Genomic DNA, 12,313 nt, shown 5'->3' on the forward strand with positions numbered 1-12,313 from the left:
CCTGTCGCTTGCACGCCCAAGACGCATCGGTCCGACCGGATGCAGCTCAGAGCGACTTCGGCGTCTCGTCGCCGAATCGGAGCGCGCCCTTGGGACCACTCGCCAAGGTGTCCTTGGCCTTGGGCACGCTCAGTTCGGCCTCCAGCCCGGTGAGCTTGAGCCGGCTGAGCCAGGGCAGCAAGCACGCGACCACCAGCAACCCCAACAGGAGTGGCAGCAGCGCCGCGAAGACAGTCGCACTCACACGATCACTGGCAATGAACAGCCACCACAACGCACCCAGGTGCGCCAGCAGTACCACGCACAGGAACACGCTCGCGACGCGGCTGGCGCCAGTCAGTTTTCGTTCCTGGCGCAGCAGTGCCGCGACCTGTTGTCGATTGAGCTCGGCCTGCAAGTGATGTCGGTCCAACGCGAGGACCTGTTGAAAGCTCTGCAACGCACCGCGCAGGTCACCCAGCTTCGCTCGGATCAGACCGCGCTGGAACAGCGCGGCGCAGCTTCTCGGCTGACGTGTCAGCGCCAGGCCAACTTCCTTCAGCGCCTCTTCGATCAGCTTGTTGTCCGAGGCGTTCTCGCCCTGGCGCGCCAGCAACTGTGCCAAGGTGAGATGCAAGGTGCCGCTCTTTGCCACATCCACATCACGCAGGCCACGCCTCAGGATGAGTTCGGCCTCGTCCAACCGGCCCAGCTCGATCAGTCCGACGGCCATCGCGCGGTGGGCGTCCGGATTGCGAGGCGCCAAGGCCAACGCCTGATTGAACTCCGCGATGGCCAGCTTCGCCTTGTCCTGCGTCAGCAGGAGGCTTCCGAGTTGCAGGTGTGCAAAGACGTCGTCGGGGTCGATCTCGATCGCGCGGCGGAAGTACCTCTGCGCGTCTACGGTCCGCCCCATGCGTGCCAGCACCGTTCCAAGATCCGCGCAGCGCCCGGACACGGGATCCAGCTCCGCCGCACGCCGGAACTGGCGCTCGGCTTCGCTCCACCGTCCGCGCTGGAAAGCAATCTGCCCGAGACAACCGAAGGCGTCGGCCAGATCGGACTCCTGCTTCAGGGCCTCGCGGCACAAGGCTTCGGCCTGGACATGATCATCCTCCGTCCGCTGGCACACCAGCGCCGCCGCCAGGCATACCTTGAGCCGAGGGTCCGCGGGCGCGCGCCGCACGGCCGTGGCGAACGCCCGCTCCGCGGTCTCCAACCACCCCTCGTCAAAGGCGGTCCAACCCTTCTCCACCAGCAGGCCCACGGCATCGGGACAACTCGTCATGCCTTGGGCCACGACTTCCCGCGCCTCGGCAAAACGCTCCAGCTTGCGCAGGCTGGCAATGCGCCCCTGCCAAGCGGACGCATCATCCGGACGGCTCTTGAGCACCTCCTCGAAGCGACGCAAGGCTTCCTCATGGTCGCGTCGATGGAAACTGAGCCACGCAGACTCGGTATTCAATCGCGTAGCACCGGGCAGACGAGCGCGGGCCAGCGAGATCATCGCTTCGGCCTCCTCGAACCGGCGCTCACGCCGCAGGAGTTCGACCTTCCACAAGTAGTGCCCTTCGTCTGCACGGCCCGTGGCGATGATCTCGTCCAGTCGTGTCGAGGCCTCCGCATCCCGTTTCTGGTCGAGGGCACACCAGACGCGCTCCGCGAGCAGGCCGAGGGCATCGGGGTGGCGCCGCAGCGCGGCATCGAGCACGCGCGCCGCCGCATCGAAATCCCGCTGCTTGCGCAGGGTCGCCACGAGTCCCTGGGCGGCACCCAGGCTGTCCGGCTCCCGGGCCAACACAGCCGCGAACCGTGCGTTCGCGGCGGCCCAGTCTCCACTGTCGAGCAAGGCCCAGCAGGCCGCCTCGTCAGCGTCGACGACCAGCATCGCGGGCGTGGCGATGGCAGGGGTGGAGGCGCGCTGGACCGGCTTCGGACTCATGCCTGAGAGGATTCGCCGGCCTGACGCGCGGGGCAATCCCTATGTCGGCGATCGCCGAGCCAGTCCAAGCTTGCGCCGGGACCTTGCACGCCACTCGCACGGCCATTCGTCATGCCCTCGCAAACCCGGTCGGGTTTGCGCGTAGGCGGCCTCTATGCTGCCGGCACTCTTCATCCCAGGGTGCCCCATGACGAACAAGATGCTCACGAAGCAGGCCTCGCCTACGACCGTCCTGAACGCTTTCACCGTCACGCCCGCACGCGCGGGCGTGATTGCTGTCGGGCTCGCGCTGCAGGCGGCCGCCTTCGCCGCCGACGCTCCCGCAACGGCGCCCTCGCCCGCCGCGGCTGCCTCGGCGCCCGCCGCGAAATGGAACGTCAACCAGCCCCCCGGCGAGAAGAAGATCGCCAACATCGACGTGCGCACCGGCACCTGGATGTCGGTCGACGTCAGTCCCGACGGCCAGCAGATCGTCTTCGACCTGCTCGGAGACCTCTACGTGATGCCCGTAGGCGGCGGCGAAGCCAAGGCGCTGACGCACTCGATCGCGTGGGAGATGCAGCCCCGCTTCTCGCCCGACGGCAAGCAGATCGCCTTCGTCTCCGACGCCGGCGGCGGCGACAACATCTGGGTCATGAACGCCGACGGCACCAACGCCCGCGCGATCTCGACCGAAGACTTCCGCCTGCTCAACAACCCGGTCTGGCATCCCAGCGGCAAGTACATCGCCGCCCGCAAGCACTTCACCGGCACGCGCTCGCTGGGCAGCGGCGAGATCTGGCTCTATCACCTCGACGGCGGCAAGGGCCAGCAGCTCAATGAAAAGCCGAACTGGCAGAAGGACCTCGGCGAGCCCGCGCTCTCGCCGGACGGCAAGTACCTGTACTACTCGCAGGACAGCACGCCGGGCCGCCAGTTCGAATACAACAAGAACAGCACCGGCGAGATCTTCCGCATCTATCGCCAGGACCTGACCGATGGCACCAACGAGCCCTTCGTCACCGGCCCCGGCGGCGCGATCCGGCCGACGCCCTCCCCCGACGGCAAGTACCTCGCCTTCATCCGCCGGCTGCGCGACGCCTCGGGCAGCCGCACCACGCTGTTCCTCAAGGACCTGAAGACCGGCCGCGAATTCCCCGCCTGGACCGGCATGGAACGCGACCTGCAGGAGTCCTGGTCCGTGCACGGCGTCTACCCCGGCATCGCGTGGATGCCCGATTCCAAGCAGGTTGTGGCGTGGGCGCAGGGCAAGCTCTGGCGCATCGATCCGTTCAAGTCCAGCGCCGCGGAGATCCCCTTCCACGTGAAGGACGAGCGCCAGATCACGCCCGCCCTGCGCTTCGCGCATGAGGTCGCGCCCGCGACTTTCGACTCGAAGATGCTGCGCTGGGTCAAGGTCTCGCCGGATGGCAAGCGCGTGGTGTTCTCGTCCGCCGGCTATCTCTACACGAGCGAGCTGCGCGACGGCCAACCGGTCGGCGAAGCGCGCCGACTCACGTCGCAGACGGAACGCTTCGAGTACTTCCCGGCGTTCTCGCGCGATGGCAAGCAACTCGTCTACGTGAGCTGGACCGACGCGGACCAGGGCCGCGTGCGCGTGCTCGACCTCGCCGGCGGCCGCGACACGATCGTCACGCCGGAGCCCGGCAAGTACCTGTCGCCGGCGTTCTCGCCGGACGGCAGGACCGTCGCGTATCAGAAGGCCAAGGGCGGCTTCCTGACCTCGCCCTGGAACAGCCTGGAGCCCGGCGTCTACGTCGCCCCCGCCGACGGCAAGGGCCAGCCGCGCCGCGTCACCAAGGACGGCGAGGCGCCCCAGTTCGGCGCCGACAACGACACGCTCTACGTCACGCGCAAGCAGACGACGGGCGAGGTCGATTCGAATCACCAGCTGGTCCGCCTGAACCTGGTCGAGCGCAGCGAGTTCGCCGTCGCCAAGAGCGAATTCGCGACGCGATTCACCGTGTCGCCGGACGGCCAGTGGCTCGGCTTCACCGAGCGCTTCCACACCTACGTCACGCCGCTCGCGCCCGCGGGCAAACTGCAGACGGTCGGCCCGAAGGCCGAGGCGATGCCGGTGAAGAAGCTCGACGTCAACGCGGGCGACGACCTGCAGTGGTCGGGCGACGGCAAGTCGCAGCCGTATGCGCTGCACTACGCGCTGGGCAACGAGCTCTTCACCGTGCCGCTGACGCAGGCGCTGCAGCCGGGCTTCAAGCCCGCGGAACGCGGCGCGCCGATCAAGCTGACGCTGACCGCCGACAAGCCCAAGGGCCGCATCGCGATCGTCGGCGCGCGCATCGTCACGATGAGCGCGAGCAAGCCCGATGAAGTGATCGAGGACGGCGCGATCCTCGTCGACGGCGACCGCATCGCGGCGATCGGGCCGCGCGCGTCGGTGACGATCCCCGCCGGCACGGAGACGATCCAGGCGGCCGGCAAGACGGTGATCCCGGGCCTGATCGACGCGCACTGGCACGGCACGATGGCCGAGAGCGAAATCGTCCCGCAGCAGAGCTGGATCAACTACGCGTCGCTGGCCTTCGGCCTGACGACGCTGCACGATCCGTCCAACCGCACCAGCGACATCTACACGCAGTCGGAGATGCAGCGCACGGGCCGCGTGGTCGGGCCGCGGATCTTCTCGACGGGCACGGTGCTGTACGGCGCGAAGGCCGATTTCTCCGCAGTGATCAACAGCCTCGAGGACGCGCAGACGCATCTGAAGCGCTTGAAGTCGGCCGGCGCGATCAGCGTGAAGAGCTACAACCAGCCGCGGCGCGATCAGCGCCAGCAGGTGCTCGAAGCCGCTCGCGAGACCGGCATGATGGTCGTGCCGGAAGGCGGCTCGCTGTTCCAGCTGAACATGTCGATGGTCGTCGACGGCCACACCGGCGTGGAGCACGCGCTGCCGGTGGCCAAGGTCTACGACGACGTGAAGCAGCTGTGGCCGCAGACCCAGGTCGGCTACACACCGACGCTGAACGTCGCCTACGGCGGACTGGACGGCGAGCACTACTGGTACGCGCGCACGGACGTGTGGCGCCATCCGATCCTCAGCAAGTTCGTGCCCAAGGCCGTGCTGGAGCCACGCAGCGTGCGCCGCGAGACCGCACCGGAGGAAGACTTCAACGTCATCCAGGTCGCGAAGACCGCGACCGAGCTGCAGCGCGCCGGCGTGCCGGTGAACATCGGCGCGCACGGGCAGCGTGAAGGGCTCGGCGCGCATTGGGAAATGTGGATGATGGGCCTGGGTGGGATGACCTCGTTGGAGGCGATCCGCACCGCGACGCTCAATCCGGCGCGTTACCTCGGTCTGGACAAGGACATCGGCTCACTGGAGTCGGGCAAGCTCGCGGACCTGGTGATCATCGACGGCGACGTGTTGAAGGACATCCGCCAGAGCGATCGCATCAGCCAGGTCATGCAAGGCGGGCGGGTCTTCGACATCCCGTCGATGAACGAGGTCTGGCCAGCGAAGAAGGCGCGCAAGCCGTTCTTCTTCGATGGGGCGAATGCGAGCGCGCCGGTGGATGCGATGGCCGCAGGTGTCGAAGAAGGACACGGGCACGGGGATTGATCCCGGTCGGCCAAGCGCGGGCAGACCCCGGTCGGCCAAGCGAAGGCAGCCCCCGGTCAGCCAAGCGCGGGCTCTCCACGGGGCATGGGGCATCCCTCCGGGAACCCCAAGCCCCATTCCGGCCCCACTCACACTCGCTGACTCCAGCCTGCGATTGACCGGTCCGACTGCAAAGTCGGACTCGGTGTCGGTGTCGGTGTCGACTTCGACGTCTGAGTCCGAGTCCGAGTCAGCTTGGAGTGGGGTGAATGGGGTCAGGCCTTGCCGGTCGATCCGAAACCGCCCTCGCCGCGCGAGGACGCGTCGAAGTCGTCGACGACACGGAAGGTGGGCTGCACCACCGGCACGATCACCATCTGCGCGATGCGCTCCATCGGCTGGATCGTGAACGTGTCCTTGCCGCGGTTCCACACGCTGACCATCAACTGGCCCTGGTAGTCGGAGTCGATGAGGCCGACCAGGTTGCCCAGCACCACGCCGTGCTTGTGGCCCAGGCCCGAGCGCGGCAGGATCATCGCCGCCAAGCCCGCATCGCCGATGTGGATCGCCAGGCCCGTGGGCACCAGCACCGTGTCGCCAGGCGCCAGCGTGATCGCCTCGTCGAGGCAGGCGCGCAGGTCCAGGCCGGCGCTGCCGGTCGTCGCGTAAGCAGGGAGTTGCTCGGCCATGCGGCGGTCGAGCACCTTCAGATCGATGGTGGTCATGGAATCAGTCGAGATGGAAATCGAGGGCGTCTGAAGGGAGCGCAAAGGACTGCGACTGCCTCAGGCGCCGTAGGTCGTCAGCCGCTGCGCGATCTCGCGCACCAGCTCGCGGGCCAGCGTCAGCTTGTCGGCGCGCGAGAGTTCGCGTTCGCCGCGCGCGTCCACCAGCGTCAACGCGTTGTCTTCCTGGCCGAAAGCGGCCGGGCCGATGTTGGCCACGATCAGCGGCACGTTCTTGCGCTGGCGCTTCTCGCGCGCGTGCTTGATCAGGTCCTGGCTCTCCGCCGCGAAGCCGACACACAGCGGCGGATGCGGCAGCGCGGCGACCGTCGCCAGGATGTCGGGGTTCTCCGCCAGCGTCAGCGCGGGCGCGACCGCCTCGCCGGCCTTGGCGTTCTTCTTGATCTTGTGTTCGGCCGTCTGCGCCGGCCGCCAGTCCGCGACCGCCGCCGTGGCGACGAAGACCTGGTGCGTGGCCGCACGCGGCAGTACCGCGTCCAGCATCTCGCGCGCGCTCTGCACGTCGATGCGGGTCACGCCCAGCGGCGTGGGCAGGTGCACGGGGCCGGCGACCAGCGTCACCTCGGCGCCCGCCTCCGCCGCCGCGCGCGCGATGGCGAAGCCCATCTTGCCGCTCGAGCGGTTCGTGATGCCGCGCACCGGATCGATCGCCTCGTAGGTCGGCCCGGCCGTGATCAGCAGCTTGCGTCCGGCCAGCACCTTCGGCTGGAAATGCGAGACCACGTGCGCCAGCAGCTGCATCGGCTCCAGCATGCGGCCGTCGCCGACTTCGCCGCAGGCCTGGTCGCCGGACCCGACCCCCAGCACCAACGCGCCGTCCGCCTGCACCTGCGCCAGGTTGCGCTGCGTGGCCGGATGCGCCCACATCTCGCGGTTCATCGCCGGGGCGAGCAGCAACGCGCACTTGTGCGCCGGACGCGCCAGCGCCGTCAGCGACAGCAGATCGTCCGCGCGGCCTTGCGCCAGCTTGGCGATGACATCCGCGCTGGCGGGCGCGATCACCATCACGTCGGCCTCGCGCGTCAGGTTGATGTGCGCCATGTTGTTGTCGGGGCGCGCATCCCATTGGCTGGTGAAGACGGGGCGGTTGGAGAGCGCCTGCATGGTCACCGGCGTGATGAAGGACTCGGCGGCCTCCGTCATGATGACCTGCACCGTGGCGCCGGCTTTCACGAGCAACCGCGTGAGCTCGGCGATCTTGTAGCAGGCGATGCCGCCGGACAGGCCCAGGAGGACGTGCCGACCGACGAGGGAGTTGGATTCGGACATAGGAAGGAACTCTACCAGCGCGACCTTTTCGCGATGCCTGAAAGCCCTTGCAGGTCCCTCCGCGCCTGACCTTCGTCACGCACGTTCTCGCCGCGCCGGGCGCGGTGGGGGAACTCGCCCCTACGGGCCCGATGAGTGACTTGCCTCGACGATGGGAGCAGTCGGCGGGTCAGACCTTGCGCTTGAAGACCAGATCCCACACGCCGTGGCCCAGCTTCAGGCCGCGGTTCTCGAACTTCGTCAGCGGGCGGTACTCGGGCTTGTCGGCGTAGCCGTCCGCGCGGGTCGAGGTGTTCTCCAGATCCGGATCGGCGCGCAGCACCTCCAGCATCTGCTGGGCGTAGGGCTCCCAGTCGGTGGCCAGGTGCAGGTAGCCGCCGGGGGCCAGGTGTTGCACCAGCTTGGCGACGAACGGCGGCTGCACGAGCCGGCGCTTGTTGTGGCGCTTCTTGTGCCAGGGATCGGGGAAGTAGATGTGCACGCCGGCCAGCGAGCCCTTGGGGATCATGCCGTCCAGCACCTCGACGGCGTCGTGCTGGAAGATGCGGATGTTGGGGATGTCCTGCTCGCCGATCAGCTTGAGCAGCGCGCCGACGCCGGGTTCGTGGACCTCGCAGCCGATGAAGTCGACGCCGGGCAGGGTCTGAGCGATCTGGGCGGTCGGGCCGCCCATGCCGAAACCGATCTCGAAGACGACGGGCGCCTTGCGCCCGAAGGTGGCCTCGTAGTCCATCGCTTCAGGCTTGAACGGCAGCACGAACTTCGGTCCGAGTTCCGCGAGCGCCTTGACCTGTCCGGTGCCCATGCGACCGGCGCGCACGACGAAGCTGCGGATGCGGGCCTTCGGATGGTTGACGCCCTCGCCCGCCGGCGAATGACCGGCGTCCTCGCTGGCGTCATCACTGTCGGTGGGATCGTCGATGGGGTCGATGGAATCGGACATGTCGGGAATCAGGAATCGAGGGCCGGGATTCTACCGAGCCCCATGGCCCGATCACCTGACTCGTCCGGTCTGCGGGGCCCGGTGCCGGCCGACCGATTTGCGGAACATGTGCAGCGTATGAGGGCGGCCGGCACCGGGTCCCGCAGACGTGCTCGGTCTCAGCCGAGTTCCGCCATGACGAGCGGTGCTGGCGTCCAGGACGGCGCGTCGCCGATGGAGACGGCGGCGAGCGCCTGCGCGATGGCGCGATCGGCCGAGGCCTCGTCGGCGGCGTGGACGAAGGCGATCGGATCGCCTGCGGCCACGACATCGCCGAGCTGCGCGAAGCGGTCGAGGCCGACGCGCATGTCGAGCGCATCGCCAGGCAGGCGGCGGCCGCCGCCGAGCTCGACGATGACGAGCCCGAGGTCGCGCGTGTTCATGCCGACGATGCGGCCGGCGCGCGGTGCCGGGATCGGAAGGACGACCGGCGCTGCCGCGAGGTGAACCTCGGGCCTCTCCAGCAGATCCGCCGGACCACCGAGCGCCGCGACCATCTTCGCGAAGCGTTCCGCCGCCGCGCCGCTGTCCAGCGCCGCCAGCAGCTTCACGCGCGCCGAGGCCGTGTCGGCCGCGATGCCGCCCAGCACCAGCATCTCGGCGCACAGGGCCAGCGTGAGTTCATGGGTGCGGGCCTCGCGCGGCCGGCGTCCGGTCAGGTAGTCGATGGCGCCGCGCACTTCCAGCGCGTTGCCGACTTCCTGTCCCAACACCTGGTTCATGTCGGTGATCAGCGCCCGGGTCCGCAGGCCCGCGCCGCCGGCCACGTCGACGATGCTCTGCGCGAGCTCGCGTCCGAATTCCGGCGTGGACGCGAACGCGCCGTTGCCGCACTTGATGTCCATCGCCAGGCCCTGCAGCCCGGCCGCGAGCTTCTTGGACAGGATGCTCGCGGTGATCAGCGGCACGCTCTCCACCGTGGCCGTGATGTCGCGCACCGCGTAGAAGCGCTTGTCGGCCGGCGCCAGATCGCTGGTCTGGCCGATGATGGCGCAGCCCAACGTGCGCACGATGCGGTCGAAGTCGGCCGGCGCCGGCGTCGTCGTGTAGCCGGGGATGGCCTCGAGCTTGTCGACGGTCCCGCCCGTGTGCCCGAGCCCGCGTCCCGCGATCATCGGCACATAGCCGCCGCAGGCCGCCACCATCGGCGCGATCATCAGGCTCAGCTTGTCGCCGACGCCGCCGCTCGAATGCTTGTCCAGCACCGGCCCTGGCATGTCCGGCCAGCTCAGCACGCGGCCGCTGTTCATCATGGCGCGCGTCAGGGCGACCGCCTCGTCGCGCCCCATGCCCCGCAGGAACACCGCCATGCCGAGCGCGGCCACCTGGCCCTCGCTCCAGCTGCCGTCCACCAGCCCGCGCACGAAGTGCCCGATCTGGGTCTCGTCCAGCGCGCGCCCCTCGCGCTTGGTCCGGATGATTTCCTGCGCCAGCATGATCGCCGCGTCCCTTCGATGTGTTGTCGTTGTGCGCCCGCCCCTCGTCGGTCGGGGTGGGGCTTCGCGGCTTGCGCGCTGCTTGAGCGCTTCCTGTGCGCTTGTGGAGCGCTGCTTCAGTACTGCTTCAGTGGTGCTTCAGCGCTTGTTCGGCGCCTCAGTACGCGGCGCTGACCGCCGCGCTGTCCTGTCCGGCCAGCACCGCCTCGATGTCGCCCAGCAGCCCGCTCGCGCCGAAGCGCAGCCGCTGCGGCGTCAGCGCGGCGGCGCCGAGCGCCTCCGCCGCCAGCTGCAGATAGGCGCGGGCATCCACCACCGAGCGGATGCCGCCCGAGGCCTTGAAGCCCGCGTTGCCAAGCCCGCTGCCGGCGATCTCGCGCAGCATCGTCGCGGCCGCTTCGGGCGTCGCCGACACCTTGGTCTTGCCGGTGCTCGTCTTGACGAAGTCCGCCCCCGCCATCAGCGCCTGGCGCGTGGCCTCGGCGATGCGCGCGGGCGAACCGAGTTCGCCCGACTCGATGATCACCTTCAACGTCAGCGGCCGCGTCGCGTGCCGGACTTCGGACAGGAATTCGCCGACCTCGGTCGACTGCCCCGCCATCAGCGCGCGGTACGGCAGCACCACGTCCACCTCCTGCGCGCCGGCCTGCGCGATCGCGTCGATCTCCGCCAGCACGCGCGGCAGATCCAGGCTGCCATCGGGGAAGTTGGCGACCGCGGCGACGCGGATGTCCTTGGGCAACGCGGCGCGCGCCTGCGCGACAAACTTCGGCCACACGCACACGGCCGCGACGTGGCCACGCTCCGGCGCGCCGATCGCGCGCGTGCACAGGGCCTCGATGTCGGCGGCGGTATCGCCGTCGTTCAGGCTCGTCAGGTCCAGGCATTGCAGCGCCAGGCGCGCCGCTTGTTCGAGACTCATCTCCGACTTCATCGACTACTCCTACTGCTCTACCCTGAAGGTCGCGCACGACCGCCGCGGCCCGTCACGTCCGTGGACACGGGGGCCACCGGGACGCGGCGCGTCCCGATCTTCGCTCCGGGGCGCTCAGGCCTTGAGCGATTCCAGCGTCGCCAACGAGGCCAAGTAGTGGCCCAGGTAGGCCGCCGCGCGGTCGCCCGAGACCTTCGCCTGCTGCAGCGTCAGCGCGTGCGTCAGCGCCTCGTCGGACATGCCCGCGGCCATGTTGGTGATCAGCGCCAGGCCGGCAACGCGCAGGCCCGCGTGGCGCGCCAGGATGGTCTCCGGCACGGTGCTCATGCCGACCGCGTCCGCGCCCCAGGCGGCGAACATGCGGATCTCGGCGGGGGTCTCGAAGTGCGGGCCGACAGCCCACACGTACACGCCCTCGGTGAGCACCATGTTGTGCTCGCGGGCGATCTTGAAGCCCTGCTGGCGCAGCTCGGCGTCATAGGCGACGCTCATGTCGCAGAAGCGGTCGCTGCCCGGCAGGCCCGTCAGCGGCGAGCGCTGCGGCGCATTGATGTGGTCCGAGATCAGCATCAGGCTGCCCGGCGGCTGGTGCGACCGCAGGCTGCCCGACGCGTTCGTCAGCACCAGCACCTTCACGCCCCAGGCCTTCAGGCTGCGGATCGCGCCGGCCATGCCGGTGCAGTCGCCGCTCTCGTAGGTGTGGGCACGGCCGCGCAGCATCGCCACGCGTTGCTGGCCGACGCGGCCCACGGCGATCTCGGCCACGTGGCCTTCGACCTTGGGCTGCGGGAACGCCGGCAGCTTCGCGTACGGCAGGTGCTGCACGTCCTGCAGCTGGTCGACGGCGCCGGACCAGCCGGAGCCGAGCACGACGGCGACTTCAGGGCCTTGTTCGCCGAAGGTCGACTTCAGCGTGGCGATGCTGGCGGTGATGGCGGCGTCGAGCTCGGCGCCTTGCAGGGGGATGGACATGGTCGTTCTCCTGTCGCGGCCACGGCGGCCGCGTCGATTGGGATGTTCAGGGCTTCAGGTGATCCGGACCGAAGCTGGCGGGGAGCAGCTGCTCCAGCGTCCAGTGCGCGCGCACGCCGGTGGCGTCGCCCGCGATCACGATGAGGTCGTCGGGCCGCGCGAACTCGCGCAGCTTCTGGCGGCAGCCGCCGCAGGGGGTGATGATTTCCGAGCCCGCGCCGGTGACCATCACCGCGCGCGCCACGCGCCCGCCGCCCATGATCATGTGGCCCAGCGCGTTGGTCTCCGCGCACCAGCCTTGCGGGTAGGCGGCGTTCTCGATGTTGCAGCCGGCGTGGATGCGGCCGTGCTCGTCGAGCACCGCGGCGCCGACGAAGTACTTCGAATACGGCGCATGCGAATGCTGCCGCGCATCGAGCGCGGCCTTCAGCAGGCGTTCGATGACGTCGGCGGGCAGCGGGATCGCCGCGATCAGGCTTTGGTTCGCGCTCATG

9 protein-coding genes are annotated in these 12,313 nt (G+C 69.2%); 1 reads left to right on the plus strand and 8 read right to left on the minus strand.

Annotated features, from left to right (window positions below; genetic code table 11):
- Positions 1-46: 46 nt before the first annotated feature.
- Positions 47-1,921, minus strand: a complete 1,875-nt coding sequence (locus AC07PR_RS06170; RefSeq protein ID WP_495134724.1) for a tetratricopeptide repeat protein — start codon at positions 1,919-1,921, stop codon at positions 47-49.
- Between the two features lie 187 nt (positions 1,922-2,108).
- Between AC07PR_RS06170 and AC07PR_RS06175 the strand changes: the two genes are divergently transcribed.
- Positions 2,109-5,501: an amidohydrolase family protein gene (locus AC07PR_RS06175; RefSeq protein WP_495134725.1), complete on the plus strand. Its 3,393-nt coding sequence runs from the start codon at positions 2,109-2,111 to the stop codon at positions 5,499-5,501.
- A gap of 254 nt (positions 5,502-5,755) precedes the next feature.
- On the opposite strand, the gene dut is transcribed toward AC07PR_RS06175, so the two are convergent.
- The 7 genes from dut to cdd form a co-directional block, all read right to left on the minus strand.
- Positions 5,756-6,205 carry a dUTP diphosphatase gene (gene dut / locus AC07PR_RS06180; RefSeq protein WP_431102716.1) on the minus strand — a complete coding sequence of 150 codons (450 nt, stop codon included), beginning with the start codon at positions 6,203-6,205 and terminating at the stop codon, positions 5,756-5,758.
- Positions 6,206-6,265: 60 nt separating this feature from the next.
- Entirely contained in the window at positions 6,266-7,495 is a 1,230-nt protein-coding gene (gene coaBC / locus AC07PR_RS06185; protein ID WP_495134726.1) for a bifunctional phosphopantothenoylcysteine decarboxylase/phosphopantothenate--cysteine ligase CoaBC, read from the minus strand.
- A gap of 169 nt (positions 7,496-7,664) precedes the next feature.
- Complete coding sequence (gene trmB / locus AC07PR_RS06190) at positions 7,665-8,438, minus strand: tRNA (guanosine(46)-N7)-methyltransferase TrmB (RefSeq protein ID WP_495134727.1); 774 nt, start codon at positions 8,436-8,438, stop codon at positions 7,665-7,667.
- Between the two features lie 158 nt (positions 8,439-8,596).
- Positions 8,597-9,916: a thymidine phosphorylase gene (gene deoA / locus AC07PR_RS06195; protein WP_495134854.1), complete on the minus strand. Its 1,320-nt coding sequence runs from the start codon at positions 9,914-9,916 to the stop codon at positions 8,597-8,599.
- A gap of 154 nt (positions 9,917-10,070) precedes the next feature.
- Entirely contained in the window at positions 10,071-10,835 is a 765-nt protein-coding gene (gene deoC, locus AC07PR_RS06200) for a deoxyribose-phosphate aldolase (protein WP_495134728.1), read from the minus strand.
- Between the two features lie 126 nt (positions 10,836-10,961).
- Positions 10,962-11,819, minus strand: a complete 858-nt coding sequence (locus tag AC07PR_RS06205) for a purine-nucleoside phosphorylase (RefSeq protein ID WP_483105838.1) — start codon at positions 11,817-11,819, stop codon at positions 10,962-10,964.
- A gap of 46 nt (positions 11,820-11,865) precedes the next feature.
- The gene (gene cdd / locus AC07PR_RS06210; RefSeq protein ID WP_377155846.1) at positions 11,866-12,312 is read right to left on the minus strand and encodes a cytidine deaminase; all 447 of its coding nucleotides are present in this window, start codon (positions 12,310-12,312) and stop codon (positions 11,866-11,868) included.
- Between the last annotated feature and the right edge of the window lies 1 nt (position 12,313).

The sequence above is a fragment of the Roseateles sp. GW821-FHT09H11 genome (assembly GCF_059415845.1).